General features: G+C 71.3%; 29 protein-coding genes and 1 riboswitch. Of the genes, 17 read left to right on the top strand and 12 right to left on the bottom strand.

What is annotated here, in order from left to right:
- Nucleotides 1-7: 7 nt before the first annotated feature.
- Nucleotides 8-2,857 carry an aminomethyl-transferring glycine dehydrogenase gene (gene gcvP, locus KZ829_RS18260; RefSeq protein ID WP_220145120.1) on the bottom strand — a complete coding sequence of 950 codons (2,850 nt, stop codon included), beginning with the start codon at nt 2,855-2,857 and terminating at the stop codon, nt 8-10.
- A 77-nt stretch (nt 2,858-2,934) separates the two neighbouring features.
- Nucleotides 2,935-3,018, bottom strand: a riboswitch (glycine riboswitch).
- A gap of 49 nt (nt 3,019-3,067) precedes the next feature.
- Between gcvP and mgrA the strand changes: the two genes are divergently transcribed.
- The 6 genes from mgrA (at nt 3,068) to KZ829_RS18230 (ending at nt 8,947) form a co-directional block, all read left to right on the top strand.
- The gene (gene mgrA, locus KZ829_RS18255) at nt 3,068-4,063 is read left to right on the top strand and encodes an L-glyceraldehyde 3-phosphate reductase (RefSeq protein ID WP_308285550.1); all 996 of its coding nucleotides are present in this window, start codon (nt 3,068-3,070) and stop codon (nt 4,061-4,063) included.
- 17 nt (nt 4,064-4,080) lie between these two features.
- Entirely contained in the window at nt 4,081-4,752 is a 672-nt protein-coding gene (locus KZ829_RS18250) for a nucleotidyltransferase domain-containing protein (protein ID WP_220145118.1), read from the top strand.
- A gap of 3 nt (nt 4,753-4,755) precedes the next feature.
- Nucleotides 4,756-5,544, top strand: a complete 789-nt coding sequence (locus tag KZ829_RS18245) for a nucleotidyltransferase domain-containing protein (RefSeq protein ID WP_220145117.1) — start codon at nt 4,756-4,758, stop codon at nt 5,542-5,544.
- Between the two features lie 81 nt (nt 5,545-5,625).
- Nucleotides 5,626-6,633, top strand: a complete 1,008-nt coding sequence (locus tag KZ829_RS18240; protein WP_220145116.1) for an aldo/keto reductase — start codon at nt 5,626-5,628, stop codon at nt 6,631-6,633.
- Nucleotides 6,630-7,208 carry a pentapeptide repeat-containing protein gene (locus KZ829_RS44020; protein WP_220145115.1) on the top strand — a complete coding sequence of 193 codons (579 nt, stop codon included), beginning with the start codon at nt 6,630-6,632 and terminating at the stop codon, nt 7,206-7,208. Before KZ829_RS18240 ends, KZ829_RS44020 begins: the two co-directional genes overlap by 4 nt.
- A 59-nt stretch (nt 7,209-7,267) precedes the next feature.
- The gene (locus KZ829_RS18230) at nt 7,268-8,947 is read left to right on the top strand and encodes a polysaccharide deacetylase family protein (protein ID WP_246635834.1); all 1,680 of its coding nucleotides are present in this window, start codon (nt 7,268-7,270) and stop codon (nt 8,945-8,947) included.
- Here KZ829_RS18230 and KZ829_RS18225 read toward each other — a convergent pair.
- The 3 genes from KZ829_RS18225 to KZ829_RS18215 all read right to left on the bottom strand — a co-directional run bounded on the left by KZ829_RS18225 (nt 8,937) and on the right by KZ829_RS18215 (nt 11,136).
- Nucleotides 8,937-9,551 (bottom strand): DUF6193 family natural product biosynthesis protein, encoded by a 615-nt coding sequence (locus tag KZ829_RS18225; protein WP_220145114.1) that lies wholly within the window; start codon nt 9,549-9,551, stop codon nt 8,937-8,939. The two genes, KZ829_RS18230 and KZ829_RS18225, sit on opposite strands and share 11 nt — an antisense overlap.
- Nucleotides 9,552-9,573: 22 nt before the next feature.
- Nucleotides 9,574-10,239 (bottom strand): hypothetical protein, encoded by a 666-nt coding sequence (locus tag KZ829_RS18220; RefSeq protein WP_220145113.1) that lies wholly within the window; start codon nt 10,237-10,239, stop codon nt 9,574-9,576.
- 87 nt (nt 10,240-10,326) lie between these two features.
- Entirely contained in the window at nt 10,327-11,136 is an 810-nt protein-coding gene (locus KZ829_RS18215) for a metal-dependent hydrolase (protein ID WP_220145112.1), read from the bottom strand.
- Between the two features lie 99 nt (nt 11,137-11,235).
- Here KZ829_RS18215 and KZ829_RS18210 point away from each other — a divergent pair, with 99 nt between their 5' ends.
- On the top strand, nt 11,236-11,472 hold the full coding sequence (locus tag KZ829_RS18210) for a hypothetical protein (protein ID WP_220145111.1): 237 nt from the start codon (nt 11,236-11,238) through the stop codon (nt 11,470-11,472).
- Between the two features lie 184 nt (nt 11,473-11,656).
- Nucleotides 11,657-11,998: a hypothetical protein gene (locus KZ829_RS18205; protein WP_220145110.1), complete on the top strand. Its 342-nt coding sequence runs from the start codon at nt 11,657-11,659 to the stop codon at nt 11,996-11,998.
- Between the two features lie 4 nt (nt 11,999-12,002).
- Here the strand turns inward: KZ829_RS18205 and KZ829_RS18200 are convergent, their stop codons facing one another.
- Complete coding sequence (locus tag KZ829_RS18200) at nt 12,003-12,749, bottom strand: hypothetical protein (RefSeq protein WP_220145109.1); 747 nt, start codon at nt 12,747-12,749, stop codon at nt 12,003-12,005.
- A gap of 25 nt (nt 12,750-12,774) precedes the next feature.
- On the opposite strand from KZ829_RS18200, the gene KZ829_RS18195 reads away from it, so the two are divergent.
- Genes KZ829_RS18195 through KZ829_RS18185 form a run of 3 tightly spaced genes read left to right on the top strand, consistent with a single transcriptional unit; the run spans nt 12,775 to nt 14,185 of the window.
- Nucleotides 12,775-13,413: a nucleotidyl transferase AbiEii/AbiGii toxin family protein gene (locus KZ829_RS18195; protein ID WP_220145108.1), complete on the top strand. Its 639-nt coding sequence runs from the start codon at nt 12,775-12,777 to the stop codon at nt 13,411-13,413.
- Complete coding sequence (locus KZ829_RS18190; protein WP_220145107.1) at nt 13,410-13,931, top strand: alpha/beta hydrolase; 522 nt, start codon at nt 13,410-13,412, stop codon at nt 13,929-13,931. Before KZ829_RS18195 ends, KZ829_RS18190 begins: the two co-directional genes overlap by 4 nt.
- Nucleotides 13,928-14,185 (top strand): hypothetical protein, encoded by a 258-nt coding sequence (locus KZ829_RS18185; protein ID WP_220145106.1) that lies wholly within the window; start codon nt 13,928-13,930, stop codon nt 14,183-14,185. Before KZ829_RS18190 ends, KZ829_RS18185 begins: the two co-directional genes overlap by 4 nt.
- Here KZ829_RS18185 and KZ829_RS18180 read toward each other — a convergent pair.
- The 5 genes from KZ829_RS18180 to KZ829_RS18160 are packed head-to-tail and all read right to left on the bottom strand — an operon-like array spanning nt 14,182 to nt 18,194.
- The gene (locus KZ829_RS18180) at nt 14,182-14,763 is read right to left on the bottom strand and encodes a GrpB family protein (RefSeq protein ID WP_220145105.1); all 582 of its coding nucleotides are present in this window, start codon (nt 14,761-14,763) and stop codon (nt 14,182-14,184) included. The two genes, KZ829_RS18185 and KZ829_RS18180, sit on opposite strands and share 4 nt — an antisense overlap.
- A gap of 38 nt (nt 14,764-14,801) precedes the next feature.
- Complete coding sequence (locus KZ829_RS18175) at nt 14,802-15,563, bottom strand: maleylpyruvate isomerase family mycothiol-dependent enzyme (protein WP_220145104.1); 762 nt, start codon at nt 15,561-15,563, stop codon at nt 14,802-14,804.
- Nucleotides 15,564-15,600: 37 nt separating this feature from the next.
- Nucleotides 15,601-16,446, bottom strand: coding sequence for a hypothetical protein (locus KZ829_RS18170; protein ID WP_220145103.1), 846 nt, complete (start codon nt 16,444-16,446; stop codon nt 15,601-15,603).
- Nucleotides 16,443-16,757: a PadR family transcriptional regulator gene (locus tag KZ829_RS18165; protein ID WP_220145102.1), complete on the bottom strand. Its 315-nt coding sequence runs from the start codon at nt 16,755-16,757 to the stop codon at nt 16,443-16,445. The genes KZ829_RS18170 and KZ829_RS18165 overlap by 4 nt, the downstream gene beginning before the upstream one ends.
- A 45-nt stretch (nt 16,758-16,802) precedes the next feature.
- Entirely contained in the window at nt 16,803-18,194 is a 1,392-nt protein-coding gene (locus KZ829_RS18160; protein ID WP_220145101.1) for an aminotransferase-like domain-containing protein, read from the bottom strand.
- A gap of 64 nt (nt 18,195-18,258) precedes the next feature.
- Here KZ829_RS18160 and KZ829_RS18155 point away from each other — a divergent pair, with 64 nt between their 5' ends.
- Nucleotides 18,259-19,425 (top strand): trans-sulfuration enzyme family protein, encoded by a 1,167-nt coding sequence (locus tag KZ829_RS18155; RefSeq protein ID WP_220145100.1) that lies wholly within the window; start codon nt 18,259-18,261, stop codon nt 19,423-19,425.
- On the opposite strand, the gene KZ829_RS18150 is transcribed toward KZ829_RS18155, so the two are convergent.
- The gene (locus tag KZ829_RS18150) at nt 19,412-20,194 is read right to left on the bottom strand and encodes a PhzF family phenazine biosynthesis protein (protein ID WP_220145099.1); all 783 of its coding nucleotides are present in this window, start codon (nt 20,192-20,194) and stop codon (nt 19,412-19,414) included. The two genes, KZ829_RS18155 and KZ829_RS18150, sit on opposite strands and share 14 nt — an antisense overlap.
- A 92-nt stretch (nt 20,195-20,286) precedes the next feature.
- On the opposite strand from KZ829_RS18150, the gene KZ829_RS18145 reads away from it, so the two are divergent.
- The 3 genes from KZ829_RS18145 to KZ829_RS18135 all read left to right on the top strand — a co-directional run bounded on the left by KZ829_RS18145 (nt 20,287) and on the right by KZ829_RS18135 (nt 23,643).
- Nucleotides 20,287-20,508, top strand: a complete 222-nt coding sequence (locus KZ829_RS18145) for a hypothetical protein (protein WP_220145098.1) — start codon at nt 20,287-20,289, stop codon at nt 20,506-20,508.
- A 90-nt stretch (nt 20,509-20,598) separates the two neighbouring features.
- Entirely contained in the window at nt 20,599-21,216 is a 618-nt protein-coding gene (locus KZ829_RS18140) for a TetR/AcrR family transcriptional regulator (protein WP_220145097.1), read from the top strand.
- A gap of 6 nt (nt 21,217-21,222) precedes the next feature.
- Nucleotides 21,223-23,643: an MMPL family transporter gene (locus KZ829_RS18135; RefSeq protein ID WP_220145096.1), complete on the top strand. Its 2,421-nt coding sequence runs from the start codon at nt 21,223-21,225 to the stop codon at nt 23,641-23,643.
- A 131-nt stretch (nt 23,644-23,774) separates the two neighbouring features.
- On the opposite strand, the gene KZ829_RS18130 is transcribed toward KZ829_RS18135, so the two are convergent.
- Nucleotides 23,775-24,668, bottom strand: coding sequence for an NsdA family TPR-like regulatory protein (locus KZ829_RS18130; protein ID WP_504739915.1), 894 nt, complete (start codon nt 24,666-24,668; stop codon nt 23,775-23,777).
- On the opposite strand from KZ829_RS18130, the gene KZ829_RS18125 reads away from it, so the two are divergent.
- A complete protein-coding gene (locus tag KZ829_RS18125) occupies nt 24,550-24,789 on the top strand; it encodes an ATP-binding protein (protein WP_220145094.1) in 240 nt (79 codons plus the stop codon). The two genes, KZ829_RS18130 and KZ829_RS18125, sit on opposite strands and share 119 nt — an antisense overlap.
- An 8-nt stretch (nt 24,790-24,797) precedes the next feature.
- Nucleotides 24,798-25,562 carry an ArsR/SmtB family transcription factor gene (locus KZ829_RS18120; RefSeq protein WP_220145093.1) on the top strand — a complete coding sequence of 255 codons (765 nt, stop codon included), beginning with the start codon at nt 24,798-24,800 and terminating at the stop codon, nt 25,560-25,562.
- Nucleotides 25,563-25,617 lie beyond the last annotated feature (55 nt).

Below are 25,617 nucleotides of genomic sequence, written 5' to 3'. Positions count from 1 at the left end.
CTCCGGATCAGTCCTCGAACGCCTCGGGCGACGGGCACGAGCAGACCAGATTCCGGTCTCCGAAGGCCCCGTCGATCCGGCGCACCGGCGGCCAGTACTTCGCCGTCCGGTCCACGCCCGCCGGGAAACCGGCCACGGAGCGTGAATACGGGTGAGCCCACTCGTCCGCCGTCACCGCCGACGCCGTGTGCGGCGCGTTGGCCAGCGGATTGTCGTCCTTCGGCCACACCCCGGCCGCGACCTGGTCGATCTCACCCTTGATGGCGATCATCGCGGCGATGAAGCGATCCAGCTCCGCCAGATCCTCGCTCTCGGTCGGCTCGACCATGAGCGTGCCGGCCACCGGGAACGACATGGTCGGCGCGTGGAAGCCGTAGTCGATCAACCGCTTGGCCACGTCGTCCACCGAGACGCCGGTCGCCTTGGTGATCGGGCGCACATCGAGGATGCACTCGTGCGCGACCAGGCCGTGCTCGCCCGCGTACAGCACCGGGTAGTGCTCACGCAGCCGCGCCGCCACATAGTTGGCCGCCAGCACCGCCGACGCGGTCGCCGCCGCGAGACCGTCCGGGCCCATCATCCGGATGTACGCCCACGAGATCGGCAGGATCCCCGCCGAACCGTGCGCCGCCGCCGAGACGGCGTGGTGGTCGCCCTGCCGCAACGGGTCCCCGGGCAGGAACTCGGCCAGGTGCGCGCCGACCGCGACCGGGCCCACGCCGGGACCGCCGCCGCCGTGCGGGATGCAGAACGTCTTGTGCAGGTTCAGGTGCGACACGTCCGCCCCGAACTTCCCGGGCCGCGCGTAGCCGACCAGCGCGTTCAGGTTGGCGCCGTCCACGTACACCTGCCCGCCCGCCTCGTGCACCTTGGCGCACAGGCCGGCGATCGAGGTCTCGTAGACGCCGTGGGTGGACGGGTAGGTCACCATGATCGCCGAGAGCGCGTCCCGGTGCTTCTCGATCTTGGCGTCCAGGTCGGCCAGGTCGACGTTGCCGTCCGCGTCACAGGCCACCACGACCACCCGCATGCCGGCCATCACGGCGCTGGCCGCGTTGGTGCCGTGCGCGCTCGACGGGATCAGGCACACGTCCCGGTGGGCCTCGCCGCGGGAGCGGTGGTAGCCGCGGATGGCGAGCAGGCCGGCCAGCTCACCCTGGGAGCCGGCGTTCGGCTGGACGCTGACCGCGTCGTAGCCGGTGATCTCGGCGAGCCACTTCTCCAGCTGGGCGACGAGATGCTCGTAGCCGGCGACCTGCAGTTTCGGCGCGAACGGGTGGATGTCGGCGAACTCCGGCCAGGTGACCGCCTCCATCTCGGTGGTGGCGTTCAGCTTCATCGTGCACGAGCCCAGCGGGATCATGCCGCGGTCCAGCGCGTAGTCCCGGTCCGACAGCCTGCGCAGGTAGCGCAGCATGCTCGTCTCGGAGTGGTGGGTGTTGAACACCGGGTGGGCCAGGTAGTCGCCGGTGCGCTCCAGCGCGGCCGGGATCGGGCGGCCGGTCTCCAGCGCTTCCACGTTCATCACGCACACGTAGGCGCCGCCGACGGTCACGCCGAAGGCGTCCCAGATCCGCTGCACCTCCGACTGGGTGGTGGTCTCGTCGCAGGAGATCGAGACGTGGTCGGCGTCAACCAGGTGCAGGTCGATGCCGTACTTGGCGGCGGCCGCGAGCACCTTCTCGGCCTTACCGGGCACGCGGGCGAGCACGGTGTCGAAGAAGCTCTCGTGGACCACGGTCACGCCGTCGACCATCCGCAGGCCGGCGGCCACGCGGGCGGCGTGCTGGTGGGTGCGGGCCGCGATGGCGCGCAGGCCGGCCGGGCCGTGGTAGACCGCGTACATGCTGGCCATGACGGCGAGCAGCACCTGCGCGGTGCAGATGTTGCTGGTCGCCTTCTCCCGGCGGATGTGCTGCTCACGGGTCTGCAGCGCCAGCCGGTAGGCCTGATCGCCGTCGGCGTCCTTCGAGACGCCGACCAGGCGCCCGGGCAGGGACCGCTCCAGGCCGTTGCGCACCGCCAGGTAACCGGCGTGCGGGCCACCGAACCCCAGCGGTACGCCGAAGCGCTGCGTGGTGCCGGCCGCGATGTCGGCGCCGATGTCCCCGGGCGAGCGCAGCAGGGTCAGCGCCAGCAGGTCGGCGGCGACCGTGACCAGGGCACCCTCGGCGTGGGCGGCCTCGACCAGGGCCGCGTGGTCCCGGACCTTGCCGGAGGCGCCCGGGTACTGCAGGTGCAGCCCGAAGTAGTCCTCCGGCAGCTCCGCGCCGCCGTCGAGGTCCACGAGGTGGATGACGATGCCGAGCGGTTCGGCACGGGTCCGCAGCACCGACAGCGTCTGCGGGAACGTGTCGGCGTCCACCGCGTACACGTTGCTCCTGCTCTTGGAGGCGCGGCGCGCGAGGGTCATCGCCTCGGCGACCGCCGTGGCCTCGTCGAGCATCGACGCGTTGGCCGTGGTCATCCCGGTCAGGTCGGTGACCATGGTCTGGAAGTTGAGCAGCGCCTCCAGGCGGCCCTGGCTGATCTCCGGCTGGTACGGCGTGTAGGCCGTGTACCACGCCGGGTTCTCCAGCACGTTCCGCTTGATCACCGCCGGGGTGACCGTGCCGTAGTAGCCGAGGCCGATCATCGGGGTGGCCACCACGTTGCGTCCCGCGATGCCGCGCAGCTCGGCGATCGCCTGCTCCTCGGAGATCCCGGCCGGCAGGTCGAGTGATCCGTCGAACCGGATGGACGAGGGGATCGCGGCGTCCATCAGCTCCTCGACCGAGCCGTACCCCACCGTCTTGAGCATGTGGGCCTGCTCGTCCGGGCCGGGGCCGATGTGCCGGGAAACGAACGGGGACGTCATGGGCGACTCCAGAGCGTGAGAAGGTCGAGGATCAACCTCCCCCTCTGTCATACCCACACCGCGGCATTTCAGAGTCGCCTGCCCACGCGGTCCTTTTGCCTGAAAGTTTCCGGGGAGGAGTTGCCTCTTCGGCGCCCAAAGGTCTCTCCCGCGTGCACCCCCAACCTACCAGCGCACATGGGTGGGTCCGGGAGCCCTAGGGTGTTCGATGTGACGTACTTCCCTGCCGCCGACCGCTACCGCGACATGATCTACCGCCGTGCTGGTCGCAGTGGCCTCAAGCTCCCCGCCATCAGCCTCGGCCTCTGGCACAACTTCGGTGACTCCCGCCCCGTCGACCGTCAGCGCGCCATCGTCCGCCGCGCCTTCGACCTCGGGGTCACCCACTTCGACCTGGCCAACAACTACGGGCCGCCGCCGGGCAGCGCGGAGACCAACTTCGGCGCCATCCTGAACACGGATCTCAAGCACCACCGCGACGAGCTGGTCATCTCGTCGAAGGCCGGCTACACCATGTGGGACGGCCCGTACGGCGACTGGGGCTCCCGCAAGTACCTGGTCTCGTCGCTGGACCAGTCGCTGAAGCGGATGGGCCTGGACTACGTCGACGTCTTCTACCACCACCGGCCCGACCCGGAGACCCCGCTCGAGGAGACGATGACCGCCCTGGACGCCATCGTGCGCTCCGGCAAGGCGCTCTACGTCGGCATCAGCAACTACCGGTCCGAGCAGGCCGCGCAGGCCGCCGACCTGCTGCGCGAGCTGGGCACGCCACTGCTGATCCACCAGCCGTCCTACTCGATCCTGAACCGGTGGATCGAGCACGACCGGCTGCTCGACACCCTCGAGGCGGCCGGGGCCGGGTGCATCGCGTTCAGCCCGCTCCAGCAGGGTCTGCTCACCGACCGTTACCTGACCGGCATCCCGGAGGACTCGCGGATCCGCACCAGCGTGTTCCTCAACGAGAGCGCCCTGGACAACCAGACGCTGGCTCGACTGCACACGCTCGACGACATCGCGAAGCGGCGCGGGCAGTCGCTGGCCCAGATGGCGCTGGCGTGGGCGCTGCGCGACGAGCGGATGACCAGCCTGATCATCGGCGCGTCGAGCGTCGAGCAACTGGAGAACAACGTCGCCGCCCTCGGCAGGATCGGCTTCGACCAGAGTGAGCTGGACGAAATCGACGCGACGGTGCTCGACCTGTAGACGTACGCTCCGGGCCCATGATCGAGCTCGTGCAACGGCACACGGCCCTCGCGGTCGTGGTCGGCTCCCGTGCCTATGGACTTCACCGGCCGGACTCCGACCACGACCGGCGGGGTGTGTTCGTGGCGCCGACCCGCGCCTTCTGGTCCCTGGACAAGCCGCCCACCCATCTGGACGGGCCGGCCGAGGAGCAGTTCTCGTGGGAGATCGAGCGGTTCTGCACGCTCGCGACGCAGGGCAACCCGACGGTGCTCGAGGTGCTGTGGTCGCCCCTCGTAACGGACAAGACCGTCGACGGTGACGCCCTCCTCGCGGTGAGAACCGCCTTCCTCTCCACCAGGGTGGCCGACACCTACGGCAGCTATGCGCGCGACCAGCTCGCCAAGGTGGCGTCCCGGCACGCCCGAACGGGGGAGATCAACTTCAAGCAGGCGATGCATATGATCCGCCTGCTTCTCGCCGGGGCGCACGTGCTGCGTACCGGGGAGGTCCTGGTCGACGTCACCCACCTGCGCGGCGAACTGCTCGCCGTGCGTAACGGCGACGTGCCGTGGCCGGACGTGGCCGCCTGGGCCGAGCGTTTGCAGGCCGACCTCACCGACGCGGCGGCCGGCACCGCGCTGCCGGAGAAGCCGGACCGCGACCGCATCGACCGGGTGCTCGTGGGCGTACGCGAAAGGAATCTGTAGACCGTGACCGTCGATGTCCCGTCGTGGGCCGGCGAGGCCGCCGCCTCCCTGCCCTATCCCCTGCTCTTCGCCACCGTGAGCGGGGCGCACCTCTACGGTTTCGCGTCGGTCGACTCGGATCTCGACCTGCGGGCCGCGCACGTACTGCCGCCCCAGGAGGTGGTCGGCCTGCGAACAGGTCCGGACACGCTCCAGAACAGCGGCGTCCGCGACGGCGTGGAACTCGACGTGGTCAGCCACGATCTGCTGAAGTTCGCGCGGCTGCTCAACAGCCGGAACGGGTACGTGCTGGAGCAACTGCTGTCTCCGCTCGTGGTCCTCACCTCGGAGGTGCACGCCGAGCTGATCTCCCTGGCCACGGGCATGATCACCAGCAATCACGCGCACCACTACCTGGGGTTCGCGGCCACCCAAAAACGGCTCTACCACAAGTCCGGGCATCTCAAGCCGGCGCTCTACACGCTGCGGGTGCTGCTCACCGGCATCCATCTGATGCGCACCGGCGAACTGGAGACCGACCTGGGCATTCTCGGTCAACGGTTGGCCTACGTGCCGGAGCTGATCGCCGCGAAACGCGAGGCCGAGCACGGACCCATGTCGGCGCGGGCGGCGGCCCATCTGGCCGCCGACGTCCCGGCGCTGCGCGCCGAGCTGGAGGAGGCGCGGGATCAGAGCAAACTTCCGGGGTACGCGGAAGCGAGCGCCGTGGCGGCCCTGCACGATCTCGTGGTGCGCACCCGGCTCGCTCAGTCCTCGACGTCGATGGTGAGCAGCTCCCCCGCCTCGCCGTAGTAGTCCCGGTAGCCGGTCAACCGCACCACGATGATCACTTTACGGTTGCCGTGCGCAGGCCGTACTGGAAGGATTTCGCGGATGGAGTACCGGAATGTCGGGGGCAGCGGGCTTCGGGTGAGCGAGCTGTGCCTCGGGACGATGACCTTCGGCAACGAATCCGACGAGCAGACCTCGCACGCCATCCTGGACCGTTACGTGGAGGCGGGCGGCAACTTCGTCGACACCGCGGACGTGTACGCGGGCGGCGCCTCCGAGGAGATCATCGGCCGCTGGCTGGCGACCCGGCGGCGGGATTCCCTGGTGGTGGCGACCAAGGCGTTCTGGTCGACCGGTGACGGCCCCAACGACAACGGCGCGGGCCGCAAGCACCTGATCGCGGCGGTGCACGCCAGCCTGCGCAGGCTGCGGACCGACTACATCGACCTGTACCAGCTGCACTGCTTCGACGAGACGACCCCGATCGAGGAGACGCTGTCGACGCTGGACCAGCTGGTGCGTTCCGGGCTGGTGCGGCATCTCGGCGTCAGCAACTACGCGGCCTGGCAGTTGCAGAAGTCGGTGGACGTGGCCCGGTTCCGCGGGTGGGAGCCGTTCGTGGCCGCGCAGCCGCTCTACAACCTCATCGACCGGGAGATCGAGACCGAGCTGGCGCCGGTCTGCCGTAACGAGGGCGTCGGGATCATCCCGTGGTCGCCGATGCGGGGCGGCTGGCTGACCGGCAAGTACCGGCGCGGCATGACGGCGGCGCCGGCCGGCACCCGGTGGGAGGGCGACAAGCAGCCCTGGCTCGGCAACTGGCAGGACAGCGTCGACGAGCGCACCTGGCGGGTCACCGACGCCCTGATCGCGGTGGCCGAGGAGTCCGGGCACACGCCCGCTCAGGTGGCGCTGCGGTGGCTGCTGCAACGGCCCGGGGTGACCGCCCCGATCGTCGGCGCCCGCACCGCGGAGCAGCTCGGCGACAACCTGGGCGCGACCGGGTGGGCGCTGGACGACAAGCAGCTGGAGCGCCTGACCGCCGCTGGTGACCAGCCGCTGCCGTACCCGCACGGGTATCTGGCCGGGTCGCCGCGGCGGCGCTCGTGAAGGTGATCACCACCCGGGACTGGGACGCCGGCGCCGGCAAGGAGCGACGGCACGAGGGTGTCCAGTTCTCCGCGCTGGACCTGTGCGAGACCGACGTGGAGGGCGTCGAGTTCTCCGGGTGCGTCTTCCGCGACGCCCGGTTCAACTGCTCGCAGCACACCGACGTCGCGTTCCTGAACTGCCGGTTCGTGAACTGCAACTTCTTCGACGCCACGTTCACCAACTGCAAGGCGGTGGGCAGCTCCTTCGAGGGGTGCGCGTTCGACCTGACCACGGTCGACGGTGGTGACTGGTCGTTCATCACGCTGCCCCGGGCCGACCTGGGCAGCGCCACCTTCACCAGCGTCCGGATGCGGGAGGCCGACCTGACCGGGATCCGCTGCCGCAACGGGACGATGCGCGGGCTGGACCTGTCCGCCGCGACCCTGACCGGCGGCGACTTCACCGGCTGCGACCTGCGCGGGACGGACCTGCACGCGTTCGATCCGCGGGTGCTCGAGCTGCGGGACGCGGTGATCACCGCGGACCAGGCGGTGGTCATCGCGATGGGCCTTGGCCTGCGGATCCGCGAATAGGCTAGGCTCCCAAATCGACCAACGCCGATCTCTGTGCCCAATTTGGGAGCGCTCCCGGAATGAGATTACTCGCCGCAGCCATGCTGATCACCGCCACCGTCGCCGTACCCGCCCCGGCCGTCGCCACCCCGGCCTGCCCCGGCTACGTCGGCCTGACCTTCGACGACGGCCCCACCCCCGGCAACACCGCGGCCCTGCTCCACGCCCTCAAACGCGCCGGGTTACGGGCCACCATGTTCAACACCGGACAGAACGTCGAGGCCAACCCCGAACTGGCCCGCGCCCAGGTCGCCGCCGGCATGTGGCTCGGCAACCACAGCTGGGACCACCCGTTCATGACCCAGCTCCCCGAGGCCGAGCAGGCGTCCCAGATCTCCCGCACCCAGGACACCATCCGCAAGGTCACCGGCGTGACGCCCACCCTGTTCCGGCCGCCCTACCTGGACACCGACGACGCGCTGCGGGCCGTCGAGCGCCGCTTCGGCCTCACCGAGATCAACACCGACGTCGACTCCCGCGACTGGGACAACGCCTCGGTCGAGCAGATCCTCGCCGGCGTCGACAAACTCTCCGACGGCGACGTCATCCTGATGCACGACTGGCCGCCGAACACGGTCGCCGCCATCCCCGCCATCGCCGCCTCACTGCGCGCCCGCGGCCTCTGCTCCGGCAAGATCTCCCCGGTCACCGGCCGGGCCGTCGCGCCGGGCACCCGGGCACTCACCCACGTGCACACCCCCGGCCGGATCGAGGACCGCGGCACCGACACCCGCTACACCTGGCCCGGCGTCTACTTCGAAGGCCGCTTCCGCGGCGACGCGATCGGCGTCGTCCTCGACGACGCGGTCAACGACTACGAGCTGCAAATCGACGATCAGGCTCCGGTCACCCTGGTCACTCCGGGAAGAACGACCCATTGGGTACGCGGACTCGCGCACGGCACACACACCGTGCGGATCGCCAAACGTACCGAGAGCCCGTGGACGCCCGGCCAGTTCGGCGGCTTCGTGGCCGGCCCCGGCGGCGCACTGCTCACCGAACCGGCCGCCCGCGGCCGCCAGATCGAGTTCATCGGCGACTCCTGGACCGCCGGCTACGGCAACTCCTCGGCCGGGCGCGACTGCTCCACCACCGGCGGCGTCGACCGCAACTCCAACGCCGACCAGGCCTTCGGCGCGCTCACCGCCCGTACCCTGCGCGCCGATTACCAGCTCAACGCCTGGTCCGGGATGGGCATGGTCCGCAACTACGACGGCTCCAACCCGGCCGTCGACTACCGCACCTACTACGACCGGGTCCTCCAGGCCGCCGACACCGCCGCATGGCAACGTCCGCGCACGTGGAATCCGCAGGTCGTGGTGATCGGGCTCGGCATCAACGACTTCTCCACCGCCCTGCACCCGGGCGAGCGCTGGGCCGACGAGGCCGCCCTTGCCGCTGACTACGAGGTCGCCTACCTGGGCTTCCTCGACAAACTCCGGGACCGGTACGGCGCGCACACCCGGCTGGTGCTGACCTACCCGTCGATGTGGAACACCACCGCCCTGGCCACCTCGGTCGAGAAGATCGTCGCCCAGCGTACGGCCGCCGGCGACCGCCGGATCAGCGCGCTGCACTACGACAACGACGCGCTCGGACTCGACCTGCTCGGCTGCGACTGGCACCCGTCCGCCCACGACCACCGCCAGCTGGCCGGCGCGCTCACCGCCCACCTGCGGAGCCTGCCGATCAGGTGGTGAGGTCGGCCAGCATGATCTCCAGCGCACCCGCGGCGTCCGTCTCGTCGTGAACCCGGCCGTCGCTGGTGCGCACCAGGAACCGGCCGGGTGCCGCCGGAGTCACCAGAGGGCTGTCCCCGCCGAAATGCAGGGTGAAATGGCTGGTCCACGGTTGCATCGCGCGGAGCTGTGGCTCGTGGAAGGCCAGGCCGACGAACGGCGCCAGGCGACCCGCGATCGGGTCGGCGCAGTGGTTCTCGTACAGCCACAGCCACCGCGACTCCCCACGGTCGCCGCGCTCGCGGGCCTCGGCGAGCGCCACCGAACCGAGGAACGGCCAGGCCGCGGCGACCGGGCCCGGCCGTTCCCCGGACAGCCACCGGTCCGCCGCGGCGGCCGCGGCAGCCGCATCCGGGGGCAAGCCCTGCAGACAAGTCATCCGGCCGTCCCGTAGCGCGAGATAGAACGGGTGATCCCTGAACTCCAGTCCCAGATCCGCGCTCCGGGCGCCGTCGGCCACGGTGGCGCGGCGGCGCGGGACCGCATCGGTGTCCCGCTCACGAACCCGCCGCGGTATCCCGGCCCGATCGAACTCGGCCTGCCAGACCTCTCTCGCCGCCATCATGACCGTCCAGGGTAGCGGCGGGTCAGTCGAGAGACGGCAGGATGGACGGTCCGTTGTCGACGAGCGCGTAGGTGGTGGCCAGTGGCGCGTCGCCCAGTTCCTCGGCGATCACCCCGTACCGGTCGGAGAGCTGGAGGAACGCGTCACCGTTGCTGATCGAGTAGATCGGCCGGCCCGAGCCGTCCTTCTTGCCCACCGGCTCGACGGTGAACAGCTGACCGGCCCGGCTCGAGTCACAGGCGGCGGACACCACGGTCAGCGGGTTGCTGCCGTTGCTCTTGATCCCCAGGCAGGACGGCTCACCGCCGGCGTCCGCCTTCGCCGTCTTGATCAGGTACTTCCCGTTGTGCGGGGTGAACACGAACAGGCTGTGTTCCGCCTCGCCGTCGGTGGTGGTGAGCTTGCCCTTCTCGAGCACGACAATCGACTCGGTGGTCTCGATCGGCTTGATCACGACCTGCCGCTTGCCCGCCAGGATCGGGTCACCGTTCGCGGCGGCGCCGCCGCTGCTGTCACCCGCCGCGGTGGCGGACGGCTTGGTGTCGGCGGCCGCCGACGCCGGGGCCGATGCCGGGGTGGCCGCCTGCGTGGCGGGCTCCTCGGCCGGCTCCGAGCTGCTGGAACAGGCCTGCTGGGTCAGAGCCAGTGTGGCGAGGACGGCGACCGTGGAGATGTTCCGGCTGAGCAAGGCGTTCCCTTTCGTCGATCGGACGAATTTGATCCTGGTCTACCCAAGTTTCTGGCGAATCCCTGTTTCGTGCCGTCCAGGCAACGATCAGGAGACGGCTCCCAGGAGCAGCACCGAGCCGACGCCGAGCGCCACCATCGCCCACACGACGCCGGTCTCGGTGGGTGACCCGGTGCGGAAGCGCGCCCAGTGCGGCGCGCCGACCGGGGTCCACCGGCAGCCCCGGATGCGCAGCGGCCACCACAGCGGCACCGCCGAGAACGTCAGCGCGTCACCGAGCGCGTGGGCCAGCCAGCCCCAGGCGACGGCGAGACCCACCCACCAGACGGCGGCCCCGGCCGGGATCACCGCCGCCGCCAGTGCCGCGCCCACGCCTCCGACCAGCACCGCGCCGACGGCCGCCGTGAACCGGGGTGCGAACCGCCGGAACCGGCCCGGCAAAATCATGTCCCCCACCTTGGCCCGGGTCCGCGGCGACAGTGCGGAGTGCGCGGCCAGCCACACCGACACCCCGATGATCCACAGCGCGGCGGTCCGGCCCGCCCACAGACTCACCCCGGCCGCCAGCAGCCCGGCGACAACCGCGCCGAGCGCCGTGTGGGTCACCGCGCGGTGCCCACCTCGCGGCCGGCCGGTCGAGCAGTGCCCACACGACGCCGTACGCAGCGCGGCCGCCGCCCGGGAGACACCGGCGGCCAGCAGCCGGGTCAGATGCCCCACCGAATACGCGATCGTGGACTTCGGATGGTCGACATCCGGGGCCAGCGCCATCCCGGTGGCCACGGCGGCGCCGAACACCACGGCCACCGGCGCGGGCGCCGCACCGGCCGCGGTCAGGGCCGCGCACCCGGCCAGCCAGCCCACTCCCCCGGACAGCGCATGCGACCGGCCCATCATGTTTCCAGCATCGCCGGGCGGCGCAAGCCGGATTGACATCGGCCCGTAGTGGGCATGTCACGGGAGAACCACCCGAACCGAACGCATGGGAAGGCAGTCATGACCACCTACGACAGCACTGTCGGCACCCGAGACGACATCGCCGCCCCGGAGCGGACGACCGGCTCGCGGGTCAAGCAGGCCGGACAGGTGGTGCGCAACCGCCCCGGCATCGCCTCGGCCGCCGCGCTCGCACTCGCCGCCGTCACCGCCACCGGCGTGATCGGCGGCCGCAAGGTCGCCCAGGCCCGCCGCCCGCGCAGCCGCTGGCAGCGCCTGCTGGACCGCGTCCGCTGACGCGGACCCTCGTCCGAAACGCGCCCGGGCCTCCCCGCAGCCCGGGCGCGTTCCTGTCGAGACCGCCGGTGCACTGGTCGAGCCAGCCGGACAGGATCCGAGGTGAGCCGCCGCACCCCGCCTAAATCGTCCTAGGAATCTAGGTGGTTGCTGCCTGACCGGTGTGTCGGTTTAGGCTGATGACATGTCCGTGAGTACCGCGCCCGTCACGCACCTCGCCCGGCCCCACCGGCCGGTCGTCGTCGCCGGGACGCTCGGTGAGCTGCGCGGCCCCACCTCCGGCCTGGTGGAGCTGCCGTTGCGCCTGTGGTGGCAGCCGCAGCGGGCCTTCGACCTCGGCGTGCACACCATGCTGCTGTGGATGTATGAGAACGTGCTGCGCGAGGCGATCCGGGTCGACGAGCTGCGGGCCTACCTCGACGGGCCGACCCTGGCCCGGTTGTGGCCCGAGCTGAACCTGCCCCGGAGCGTGCGCGCCGCCTGGGAGGCCCGGCACCCCCGCCTGCGGGTCCGCGCCGCCGCCTGACCGGTCAGGACTCCGGCCGCCAAAGGCCGGGATCGTCACGGTGATGGGCGTTGCCGGCGGCCAGGACGGCGCGCAGCGGTCCCCGATCTTTGGCGTCGCGCGGAAGGTCGAGACCGTCCAGGAGTTCCAGCGCCTCCGCCGGAACGAGATGGCCGTAGACGTCGTGATAACAGCGGACCAGCGCATAGAGCACCGCCGCGTGCAACTCCGGCACCGAGGCGCAGGCTTGATAGACGTCCCGTTTGTGGTCCCAGCACACCGGCCCGGACGCCGCCAGCACGTGGACCGCCCGCCAGTGCGGCAATTCCCTCAGCCGCCCGATCCCGTGCAGCCTGCGCACGTCGTCGCCGAGCAGCGCGCGGAACGCCGCCTCTGACGTACGAACGTCCTCGAACCAGTTGACCACCAGCGAGATCATCAAGTCCCGCGACACCTCGGGCATCCCGAGGCGGGCCCGGTAGCCGGTCCAGATCGCCTCGGCCAGCTCGGGATCCCACCCACCGGTGACCAGGTGACGGGACAGCACCTCGTGAATCCAGATTCCCCCGGTCAGGTCGAACAGCCCGAGCGTGAGACGGACCCGCTCCGCCGGCGACCGCTCCTCGTCCTCCATGGCCCAGTCAGCCGCGTCGAAAGAAAGGTTCGGGTCCGGTATCTCGGAACCGTCATAGTCGCAGCGCCAGGTCCCCGGCCCGGCCCGCGTGATTCCCTCCGCGGCCAACCACACCAGCGCGTCACTCGCATCAGACACCGCCGCAGTGTGCCAACCTTGCCGCGTGAACGTCGACGACTTTTACCGGGACGTCGCCCGGATCGCGCTGGCCGTCGCCGACAAGCACGGCTTCGTTCTCGGGGGCGGGGTGGCGTGGCTGGTGAACGGGCTGGTCGCGCGGCCGACGGAGGACATCGACCTGTTCACCGACACGGCCGGCGGGGTGGTCGCGGCGGCCGGTGAGGTGACGTCGGCGCTGACCGCGGCCGGCTACCGGGTGGTCCGGGAGGAGGCCGACGAGCTGTTCGCCGGCATGGACGCCGACATCCAGGAGTTCCTGGTCGCCGGGGAGCACCGGGCCTTGCGGCTGACCCTGTGCCGGCTGGACCGGCACCGTGCCCCGGTGGTGATGGACGTCGGCCCGGTCATGCACCTGGACGACCTGGTGGCCACGAAGGTCGCCGCCCTGGTCAACCGGCGGGAGGTGCGTGACTACATCGATGTGGCGGCCGCGCTGGAACGCTATCCCCTGGACCGTGTCCTGGAGCTGGCGCACGCCGCCGATCCGGCCCTGGATCCGCAGGACATCGCCGACGCCGGGCGCTATCTGGACCGGCTGGACGACGCCCGGTTCGCCCTCTACGGCCTGGACCGTGACGCCATCACCGCGCTGCGCGAACGCTTGGCAGAATGGCCCCGATGATTTCCGGAATCCTGGTGCCCGGCCGTGGCTACACCGTCGAGGGAACGCTGTTCGATCTTGCCGACGCCATCCTGACCGCCCGCGGCGACGAGGTCGTGCCGGTACGGTGGACCCCTCCGGACGGGCTGTTCCAGGTCGGCCCGGAGCCGTTCGTCCGGGTCCACGTGGCGGCCGCCGTGCATCGCGCGAGCGCCCGGCCGGTGCTGATCGCCAAATCCCTGGGGACGTACGCGGCCGCGCTCGCCGCCGAGCGTGAGCTGCCCGCCGTCTGGCTCACCCCCGTCCTGACCGATCCGGAGCTGATCGCCGCGATCGCCGCCAACCCGGCCCCGGCGCTGATCGTCGGCGGCACCGCCGACCGGTTGTGGCTGCCCGAGGCCGTCCGCGCCACCGGCAAGCCGTTCCTGGAGATCCCCGAAGGGGACCACGGCTTGCGCGTCCCGGGCCCGGTGCGGGCGTACACCGATGTGCTGGGCACGGTCGGCACCGCCGTCGAGGAATTCCTGGCGGCACTGTGACCCGGATACGCGAGATCGTGGTGGACGGGGTGACCTACCGCTGGTCGGTGACCCCGATCGACCCGGCGTGGGTCCGGGTCCGGGCCTGGCGGGGCCGCGAGCCGATCGTCGAGGAGCGGATCAGGTTCGACGACCCGTGGCTCAACTTCGGGCCGCTGTTGACCGGCGACCCGGAGCTGATCGAGAGGAACTTCAGCCTCGAACCGGTACGCCCCCGCCAGGTCGCCGAACTGATCCGCCGCGCCGTCTCCTAACCTGTGGCGAAGACGCGGGCGAGGATCTGGTCGATGACGTCGTTCTTGGACAGGGTGTAACCGTCCGGGTCGGTGGCCAGGCGGCGTTTGGCGGTGGCGTAGAGGTCGCGGTCGGACGGGTGGGTGCGCAGCCAGTCGCGCAGCAGGCGGTGGCGGATCGGCTCGGGGGCGTCCGGTGGCCACACGTGCAGGTGGACGTCCTCGGCCGCGCTGATCAGCATGCGGTGGCCGTGCCACCAGGGTTCGCGTAGCAGCAGGCGGTAGCCGGCCCGCTCCAGGCGAGGCACGTAGGCGCTCTCGTCATCGGTGGCGGCCAGCAGCAGGTCGATGTCGATGATCGGCTTGGCGGCCAGGCCGGGCACCGAGGTGGAGCCGACGTGGTCGATGCTCAGGATCCGGTCGCCGAGGGCCTGCCGGATCCCGTCCCGGGCGGCCGTGTAACGGTCCACCCAGGACGGGTCGTAGTCCTCGATGACGATGGTCCGCCACCGCTGTGGTGGCTCGCCGATCAGGGCGGTGGCGGTCTGTTCGGGGGTGCCGTGGAAACGCTCGGTGATCTCTCGCGGGTACTCGGCCATCTCAACCTCCGTCGATAGCAAAGTCCGCCAGAATACGGCTACTCCTCGGGATCCCAGGCGAGGAGTAGGTCGAACACGCCGGCGTCGCCGTCGATTTTCAGCTCGGCCAGCGGGATCCGGCCGTAGAGGGCCAGCACCAGCTCGGAGGCTGTCGCCCGCAGGGAGGCGCCGGCCGGGGCCCCGGCCGGCTCGATGACCCGGACGCCGTCGGCGGCCAGCGTGAGCCGCCAGGTGCGGCCCTCGGTGGCCTGGTAGTCGACGGCGACCGGCTGGTACGGCCACCGGTACGGCCCGGCGCAGCAGGTGGCCAGGAACTCGTCGACCCCGTCGAGCGCCACCTCGCCCGGCAGCGGCTCCGGGGCGCCGGCGGTGAGCTGCGCGTCGTACGTGTGCACCGCCACCTCCTGGAGCTGGTGCCGGGCCACCGCGCCGGCCGTCTGCGGTGACGCGGACACGTCCCACCACGTCCAGCAGCCGCGGTCCGGGCCGGCCTCCCGCAGCGCGTCCGCGAGAATGCGCTGCGAGTCGGTCAGCCAGGACAGCAGGGCCTCACGTTCGCGGGGCGCTTCGCTCGCCCAGACCGAAGCGTCCGGTGGGGTGTCGGCGGGCCCGGCGGCGACGGTGGCGGCCCAGCGGCGGCGCCCCTCCCCCACGTGCCGGGCCAGGTCGAACAGCGTCCACTCGGGACAGGTCGGCACCTGGGCGCCGAGGTCGGCAGCGGCGGCGATGGCGGCCCGGAACGCCTCCGTGCGCTCGTCGAGGAGGCGGATCAGGCCGGGGAACTCAAGGATCTGTGACACGGCGAGGTTTCTACCATGATCCGTCTGTCGGCGCGCCTCATATGAGGGCACGCCGGTGGCCGACGGCGGCCGCGGCGAGCAGGAGCAGCCAGGGTGCGGCGGTGATCGCGAGGCCGTACGCGATCGTCGCGTCGCCGACGACCGCACCGACCGCGACCGCGGTGACGTTGGTGAGGAAGTTGCACAGCGCGAGCGCCGCCACCGCGAGCGGGACCCGCGGGTCGACGAGCGACCAGGCCAGACCGACGACGATGAGTACGAGCATCGCCTGCTGCTGGATGAAGAGGCTGGTCCACAGCACCGTGCCGGCCCCGGTCGGCAGGATCACGATCGCGAACGGCACAAGAGCGAGCCAGGGGTACGGGCTGGAGCGTTCCCGCCGTGGGCTGAGGTTGACGGCCAGCACCAGCAGCGCGGCGACCGGCGCCGCCCAGAACCCGTCGTTGAGGTAGGAGCCGCTGCGTTCCAGCGCGACGAGCGCGGGGCCGACGGCGAGCACCGAGGCCACGGCGGACAGTCGGTACGCGCCCCGGGCCAGGGCGAACAGCGCCGTCACGTGCAGCACGAGGGCGGCCAGGCCGGCGACCGCGTACTGGGCGACGCCGAGCGGGGTGCCGACGATCGCGGGCACGTCCAGCGGCAGGGAGGTGAGCACGTCGACCGCGGTGGCGTAGAGCAGCACGGCGAGGGCGGCGAGGCGGACCGGCGAGCGGTCCAGCCCGTATCCGGTGCGGGCCCGAAGCGCGCCGATGACCAGGGCTGACGTCTCCCGCATCGTGGGCGGCCGGCCGGATTGCAGCAGGGTGTCGAGGATCTCGTCGCGGGGCGAGCGGGCCGGGTAGAGGCGGACCAGGCGGGCGTAACGGCGTTCGATGTCGTTCATGCGGGGCGCACCACCGGGCGGGCCGGGGTCACGACGCGGGCGGCTTCCGCGTACACCTGGGCTTGTTCTTGAAGGGCCGTCTGCCCGTGCGGGGTCAGCTCGTAGGACCGGCGGGCCCGCCCGTTGACGATCTCCTCGCTGGCCACCCGGATGTGGCCGGCGGTGGTGAGCCGGTCGAGGGCGGTGTAGAGGGTGCCGGTGGCGAGGCGGATGCGCCCACCGGACAGTTCGGACACCCGCTGGATGATCGCGTACCCGTGCAGCGGCCCGTGTTGCAGGGCGGCGAGGGTGAAGTACGTGGTCTCACGCATGCACCAGACTATACGTAGTTACACGACATATGACGAGACCCGAAATCAGACGGCGATGGCCGGAAGGGACACCGGGACACGCTCACCGCTGTAGCCCTGCCAGGCCTGCGCCAGCGCGGAGACCGCGGCGGTGATGTCGGCGGGTGAGGCCACGAAAGGCAGTCGCAACCGGTCGTGGCTGCCGCCGGTGGGATCGAGCTGACCGCCGGGCAGGACGGCGACCCCGTGGCGGAGCGCGGCCTGGGCGTAGGCGGCGGCGTCACCGTACGGAAGGCGCACCCAGAGGGTCTGACCGCCGGAGGCGGGCTCGAACGTCCACGACGGAAGCCGTTCCCGCAGCTCGGCACAGAGATGGTCGTGACGCCGGCGCAGCGCGCGGGCGCGGGCCGCGGCCAGCGCCGTCAGGTCGCCGACCAGGTAGGACGCGGCCAGCTGGTCCAGTACGCCGCTGCCCAGGTCATGGACCGCTTTGAGCCGCGCCAGCCGGTTGACGAGCGGCGCCGGGGCGTGGATCCAGCCGACCCGCAGCCCACCCCAGACCACCTTGCTCAGCGAACCCACCATGATCATGTCGGTGGACAACGGGCGCGGCCCGTCGAAACTCAGCTCGGCGAGGACGTCGTCGACGACCAGCGGCACGTCCTCGCGCAGTGCCGCGGCGACGATCTCGCGACGTCGGGACTCAGCGAGGTGGTGGCCGGTCGGGTTGTGGCATGAGGCGATCAGATAACCGAACGCGGGGCGCAGGGCCAGGGCGGCCGCGAAACCCGACCCGTCGGCCGGGACCGGGACGGCCACGGCGGCGTGCTCCCGTAGCACCTCCAACATTCCGGGGTACGTCGGGGCCTGCACCACGACCTCATCGCCGGGCGCCGTCAGTGCCCGGGTGAGCAGCGACAACGCCTGCTGTCCGCCGGTGGTCACCAGGATCTCGCCAGGGCTCGCGCCATAGCGGTCGGCGAGCGCCCGGCGCAGCCGCGGGTGCCCGGCGGGGTGGTAGCCCAGCCCGTCCCCCACCTCGTCGAGCGCGCGACGGTAGGCGGCCCGGAGCGATGCCGGCGGGGTGAGCGGCCCGGCGCAGGCGAACTGGGTGACATGGTCCGGCTGGTCGAGCAGGTGCAGGAAGACCGGGCTGGTGGTGGGCTCGGCCGTGGACGGCGGCGCGGGCGCGGCCCCGGCGACCCAGGTGCCGCTGCCCTGCCGCCGGACCAGCCGGCCCTCGTCACGCAGCAGGTCGTAGGCGGCGACCACGGTGGTGCGGCCCGCCGACAGCGCGGCGGCCAGCGCCCGGTCGGTGGGCAGGCCGGTGCCGGGCGGCAGTTCGCCGTCGTCGATCAGGGCGCGCAGCCGGGCGGCGAGCAGCAGGTAGAGCGGGCCGCGGCCGGCGGACCAGCGTCCGAGGCGGGCGGCCAGCTCGGTGGCCGGGATTGGACTCATCGACAAACCAATGTACTGGCATTGGCTCTGGCCCGGACACCCGCCCGGCGCACAGGATCGGGGCATGCATCCGGAGACCCGCCTCGTCCACGTCCACGCACCGGTTCCGGCCAGCACCCCGCTGTCGGTGCCGCTCTATCAGACGTCGTCGTTCGCGTTCGACGATCCCGGCCCGCTCGCCGACGGCCTCCACCGGCCGGACGGCTCCTACGTCTACTCCCGGTTCGCCAACCCGACCGTACGGGCCCTCGAGGAGACCGTGGCCGACCTCGAGGGCGGGGTCGCCGCGATCGCCACCGGCTCGGGGATGGGCGCGATCTCGACGGTGCTGCACGGGCTGCTGCGCACCGGCGACCACGTGATCGCCCAGCACACCCTCTACGGCGGCACGCTCGCCACGCTGCGTGACCTGTCCGACCGGTTCGGCATCGACGTCACCTACGTGACCGGGCACGACCCCGAGGAGGTTCGGGAGGCGATCACCCCGCGTACCCGGATCCTGTATCTGGAGACCGTCGCCAACCCGACCGGCCACGTCAGCGACCTGCCGAACCTGGCGCCGGTCGCCCGGGCCGCCGGGATCACCACGATCGTCGACAGCACGTTCGCCACCCCGATCCTGTGCCGGCCGATCGAGCACGGCGCCGACATCGTGATCCACTCGGTGACCAAGTTCCTGGGCGGCCACAGTGACGTGACCGGCGGCATCGCGGTCTTCGCCGACGACGAGCGCTACCGGACGGTGTGGGGGCACGGTGTCGAGTTCGGCTCGGTCGCCGACCCGTTCGCCGCCTGGCTGACCATCCGCGGCCTCCAGACGCTCGCCCTGCGGATGGCCCGGCACGAGGAGAACGTGACCCGCATCGCCGGGTTCCTCGCCGGGCATCCGGCGGTCGAGCGGGTGCTGTGGACCGGCGCCGCGGACCATCCGAGCCACGCGATCGCCCGGACCTTCGTGCGCGGCTTCGCCGCACCCTTCTGCTTCGACCTCGCCGGCGGCTACGACGCGGGGTTGCGCTTCCAGCAGGGGGTACGGCTGGTGCGGCTGGCACCCTCACTCGGCGGTACGCAGACGCTCGTCCTGCATCCGGCCAGCAGTTCCCACCGGCAGCTCGACGAGAAGCAGCTGCGGGAGGCGTCGATCAGCCCCGGCACGATCCGGATCGCGGTCGGCATCGAGCACCCGGAGGACCTGATCGCCGATCTGGACCAGGCGCTCAGCGGATCCTGACCGTCCCGCCGATCCGGGTGGTGCGGCCGTCGGTGCTCGCCAGCACGGTGGACGGGCGGCCCAGGACGTCACCCTGACGGACCTGGACGGTGTCGCCGCGGCCGGTGGCGTACAGGTGGGCGGCCAGACAGCCGGAGCTGTTGGCGTTGGCGACGTCCTCGTCGACGCCGATCGCCGGGGCGAACATGCGGGCGGTCACCGAGCGGTCCGGCCCGAACGCCCAGACGAAGCAGCCGAGCAGGTCCCGCTCACGGCAGGCCGCCGCCAGCCGGGTGAAGTCCGGGGTCACCGACATCACGGCCGCCACGTCCGGCACCTCGACGAGCAGGCGCGGGGTGCCGGGCGACGCCACCGACAGCCCGATCACGGCCGGCGCGCCGAGGGCGCCCAGGACCCCGGCCGCCGCGTCCGGGGCGGACAACGACACGGCGCCCTGGTCGTACCACACCTCGATGCCGTCCGGCCGCCACGCCGCGTCGGCCACGTGCGGCCGGTCGCCGGTCCGGTGCCGCAGCCGCTGCTCCGGCAGGCCGCTGCGGGACAGCAGCACGGCGTGCGCCGCCAGGATCCCGTGGCCGCAGTTGCGCAGCTCGCCCGTACCGGTGAAGAAACGCAGGTGCGGCACGGAGAGGAACGCGCCGTGCGAGGCCCCGCTGTCCCGGACGATCGCGCATCGGTCCTCGTCGCGCATCGACGGATCATCGTCGACCACGACGGTCGGGCTGCCACCCGTGCCGTCGCGGGTGCAGGCGTCCACCATGGTGAGCATCCCGCAACGGTATCGATCCGGGTGTTTCCATTCTGTCCCGATGGGCACAGAACGGGTGGCGGACATCCACGACCGTTTGAGGAGACCCCCCGATGGCAGGCAACGAGCACGAGGTCAACCGCAGCGCCAGGAGCGGGCGGTTCGTCAAGGAGAGCACCGCGAAGCGGCAACCGGAGACCACCACCACCGAGACCGTGGGCGGCGACGAGGGCCGCGGCGACCGCGAGGTCAACCGCAGCGCGAGGACCGGCAAGTTCGTGACGGACACGACCGCGGACCTGCACGCCTCCACGACGGAGACCCAGAGACTCTGACTCCTCCCCGGAAGGACCGCCCTCCGTGAGCTTTCGCGGAGGGCGGTCCTCGTTTGCACCTAGTGCAACGATGCACCTAGTGTAGTCAGCGTGACGACCGTGCCCATCGATCGCCGGGCCGCGCTGAAGGCACGCCACCGCCGCGCGATCCTCGACGCCGCCGACTCCCTGATCGGTGAGGGGGTCCGGTTCAGCGTCGACCAGCTGGCCGAACGCGCCGACGTCTCCCGGCGCACGATCTTCAACCACTTCTCGTCGATCGACGACGTGGTCACCACCGTGTGCACCGAGATGCTGGGCGTGGTGATCGACCGGTTCCGCAGCACGGTCACGTCCGGGGAGCGGGCGTCGATGTTCGACGACGTCGCCGCGGCCCTGCGCGACACCGACGTGCCCGGCATCATCGCCTACCTGTGGCGGGCCCTCGGCGGGTTCGCGCCCGGCGACCCGCGGGCCACCCAGATCTTCCAGGCCACGTTCACACGGACCTCCGAGGAGATGGCCCGCGAGCTGGCCCGCCGCTACCCCGGCGTGGACCCGATCGACGCGGCCATCCTGGTCAGCTCCCTGATGAACGGCACCGTCGTGATCGCCACCCACTGGATCGCCACCACCTCCGCGGCGACCGACGGCGAGTCCCGCGACCTGTGGCGTGACCTGCTCGAACGGCTCATCGCAACCGTCCGCACCGGCTATCAGAAGGAATAGAACACAGTGGCCGAGCTCCTCTACCGGCTGGGCAGGTTCTCCGCCCGGCGTGCCGGGATCGTCCTGGCGTCCTGGCTCATGATCCTGGGGATCGCGGTGACCGGCTACCTCACGGCCGGCGGCGCCCTGTCCCCGATGGTCGACATCCCGGGCACCCCGACGCAGAAGGTGAGCGACCGGCTCGCCGAACGGCTGCCGGCCGTCAGCGGCGGCAGTGGTCGCCTCGTCTTCCACACCCCGGACTCCTCGGCACTCACCGAGGAGCAGCGGGCCGCGATCAGCGCGCTGCTGACCTCGACCGCCGAACTGGACGGCGTCCGGTCCACGACCGACCCGTTCGCCATCGCGCAGCAGATCGCCGACCGGCGGAAACAGGTCGCCGACGGGGTGCGGCAGATCGACGCCGGCCGGGCGCGGCTCGACGCCGGCCAGGGTCAGCTGAACGCCGCGAAGGGCATCGAACTGGACCCGGCCACCCGGGCGAAGGTCGACGAGCAACAGGCCCTGCTCACCGAGAAACGCGCCCAACTGGAGACGGAGAGCGCCGAACTGGACCGCGGCCGCAAGCTGCTGGCCATGTCGGCGCCGATCCGGACGGTCACGGCCGACGGCTCGACCGCGGTGGCGCAGGTGCTGTTCGAGAAACCGCAGCTGGACGTCACGCCCGAGGTCAAGAAGAGCGTCATCGAGCACGTCGGCGGCAATGTGCCGGCCGGGGTCGAGGTCGAGTTCTCCAACGAGATCACCCAGGAGGTGCCGCAGATCCTCGGCGTCGGCGAGGTGGCCGGCCTGGTGATCGCCGCGATCACACTGCTGGTCATGCTGCGGACGCTGGTCGGCGCCGCCCTGCCCATCCTGTCCGCACTGACCGGCGTCGGCATCGGCGTGACCGCCGCGCTGTCGCTGTCCGGTGTGGTGGAGATGCTGTCGATCACCCCCGTGCTCGGCGTGATGCTGGGCCTCGCGGTCGGCATCGACTACTCGCTGTTCATCCTGAACCGGCACCGCCGCCAGCTTCTCGCCGGTGTGGACTTCCACGAGTCGATCGGCCTGGCCAACGGCACGTCCGGCAACGCGGTCGTGTTCGCCGGCGCCACCGTGCTGGTCGCCCTGCTCGCGCTGAACGTGACCGGCATCCCGTTCCTCGGCCTGATGGGCACGGTCGGCGCGATCTGCGTGGCGGTCGCCGTGCTGCTCGCCGTCACCCTGACTCCGGCGCTGCTGTCGCTGATCGGCCGCCGTGTCCTCAACCGCGGGGCCCACGCGCAGGCCGCGTTCGACAACAGGCCGATGAGCACCGGCCGCGCGATCCTGACCGTGGTGGGCCTGACCGCCGCGCTGGTGGCGGTCGCGATCCCGGCGCTGTCCATGCGGCTGGGCCTGCCGGACGGCTCGTCCGAGGCCAGGGAGTCCACCCAGTACCAGGCCTACCACCTGACCGAGGAGCGGTTCGGCGCCGGCGTGAACGGCCCGATCCTGGTGGTCGCCGACCTTCCGGCCCCGCTGACCGGCGACGCCCAGCAGGACGAGCAGGTCCGCATCGGCACGCTGCTGCTGGCACAGAACAACGTCACCGCGGTCGCCCCGATCGGCGCGTCCGCCGATGACACCACGCTCGCCTTCCAGGTGATCCCGGACGGCGGCCCGAACAGCTCGTCCACCGAACAGCTGGTCCGCGACCTGCGCGGCCTGTCCCCGATCTCCGGCGACGTGACGTTCGGCGTGGCCGGCACCGCGAGCGGCAACATCGACATCTCGGAGAAGCTCGGTAGGGCGCTGCCCGGCTACCTGGGCCTGGTCGTCGGCCTCTCGCTGATCATCATGATCTTCGTGTTCCGGTCGATCCTGGTCCCGCTCACCGCGACGCTCGGCTTCATCCTGTCGCTGTTCGCCACGTTCGGGGGCGTCACCGCGATCTTCCAGTGGGGCTGGCTCGGCGCGCTCTTCGGCGTCCACGACCCCGGCCCGGTGCTGAGCTTCCTGCCGACCATCCTGATCGGCATCCTGTTCGGCCTGGCCATGGACTACCAGCTGTTCCTGGTCTCCGGCATGCGCGAGGCGTTCGCCCACGGCGCTCCGGCCCGGGTCGCGGTCCGGCAGGGCGTCCACGCCGGCCGCACGGTCGTCACCGCGGCCGCCATCATCATGATCAGCGTCTTCGGCGGCTTCATCTTCTCCAACACGGCCATCATCCGGTCGCTCGGCTTCGGCCTCGCCTTCGGCGTGCTGGTCGACGCCTTCCTGGTCCGCATGCTCCTGATCCCGGCGATCATGCACCTGCTGGGCGACTCCGCCTGGTGGATCCCCCGCTGGCTGGACCGCATCCTGCCCGACGTGGACGTCGAGGGCGCGGCCCTGGAACGCTCCCACCCGGTCGTCCACCACGCGGAACCCACGGCCCCTTCATCAGAGCCCGCCCTCCGCTGACCCACTCGCCCCGCTGCCGCCCCTGACGGCAGCGGGGTGTCCTTCGTCCCAGGCCCTTTCCTTGTACGACAGAGCCGCGCGCCCCTGCCGGGTCAATCCTTTGCCGCGGCCGCCGGGCTCAGAGCGGGTGGTCACCCGGCCGTGACATCTCCCCCCATGGCCGACATGGGCGTCACCTTCGAGGCGGGCGTCTCCGACCTCGCCGCAGCCCACCTCGACGCGATCTGCGAGGTATACGACGAGGCCTTCTCCCGGCCGCCGTTCCACTGACGGGACGACGAATCCGCCCTCCATCGCACGCGGCTCGTACGACTCCTCGAAGACGAGACATTCGGAATCACGATCGGATGCCGAGATACGTCGAAGCCGGTATTGGAGAAGTAGGCCCACGCGGACTCGTCCACGACCTCGCCGAGTTCGATCTCGGCCCGTTCCAGCGCCGCCGCCGCGTCACGTTCCCGGCGGTCCTTGGCGAAGGCGCGGGCCGCGACGTCGAAGGCGTAGGCCCTGAGCCGACGGTCCGAGATCTGCGCGGCCCGCCCTTGAGCGGCGAGCGCGTGGCCGATGCCCACGCGTGGTCGCCCACGCCAGGTCGCCAGGTGGCTCATGTTGCAAAGCACCATGATCCCGAGTTCGGTGTTGCGGGCATCGTGCGCGGCGGTGCGCGCGACCTCGTAGTAGCCGTCGGCGGCACCGTAGTCGGCGAGGTCGAAGGAGAGCCAGCCCGCGAACCGTGACAGATTCGCGAGGAGACTGAGCAGCTGGTCCCGGACCGGACCGCCAGTACTGCTGAGCAACTCTCGCACCAGGTCACGTTGTGCCAGGACGGTGGCCGGCGCCGCCTGTGGACCCAGCGCGTCGTCCTGGCGCATACACCGCCAAAGGATGTCGTCGATGTGCCGGACCATGACCGCGTCCACCCGTGGCGGCGGTTGCACGGTCACCGTGGTGGCGAACGGGCGGCTCGAACCGACGGTCGCCGACGACGGCGTCCCGCCGGAGTCGTGGCGGCCCGTCGTCGGCATCCGGTCGCTGCGGGAGCGCGCGGAGGAGCCGGGCGGCACGGCGAGCGCCGGCCCGGCCGACGGTGGCTGGGCGGTGAGTGTCGCGTTATCCTTGACGACATGCAGTCAGTTGCCTGCATAATGCAGGTCATGGACCTGGTGTTCAAGGCACTCGCCGATCCGACCCGCCGTCGGCTGCTGGACAGCCTCCGGGAGGAGGACGGCCAGACCCTCGGGCGGCTGTGCTCGCGGCTGGAGATGACCCGGCAGTCGGTGACGCAGCATCTCGAGGTGCTGCGCGAGGCGAACCTGATCAGTGTCGTCCGGCGCGGCCGGGAGCGATGGCACTACCTGAACCCGGTTCCCATTCACGAGTTGCAGCAGCGATGGATCGCACCGTTCGAGCAGCCCCGGCTGGGTGTGCTCGACGCGATCCGGCGACAGGCGGAGGAGCCCCGGATGAAACCCGATTTCGTGTACGTGACCTACATCCACGCCACCCCGGAACGGGTGTGGGAGGCGCTGACCGATGCTGATCTGACCGGCGCCTACTGGGGGCACAGCAACGTGTCCGACTGGCGGCCCGGCTCGCCGTGGGAGCACCGGCGGGTCGACGGGTCGGAGGTGGCCGACGCCGGCGGTGTGGTGCTGGAGGTGGAGCCGCCCCGCCGGCTGGTGATGACGTTCGGGGAGGCGGGCGCACCGGCGAAGCCGGACTCGTCGACGGTGACGTTCCTGGTGGAGCCGTACCACGACATCGTCCGGCTGACCGTCACCCACGTGAACCTGGCGACCGACGACGACCTGGCGGCCGTGTCGCTGGGCTGGCCGGCGGTCATGGCGAACCTGAAATCGCTGCTGGAGACCGGCCGGGTGCTGCCGCAGGCGCCGTGGGAGGTGCCCGCGACTCTTTAGGGTCGGTCGCACAGATCCATCTTGTCGCGTGCTGGGCCTTTCCGGTGCACTCGCG

Source organism: Actinoplanes hulinensis, from assembly GCF_019429605.1.
Taxonomy (GTDB): domain Bacteria; phylum Actinomycetota; class Actinomycetes; order Mycobacteriales; family Micromonosporaceae; genus Actinoplanes; species Actinoplanes campanulatus.
This window is presented reverse-complemented; position numbering and strand designations above follow the sequence as displayed.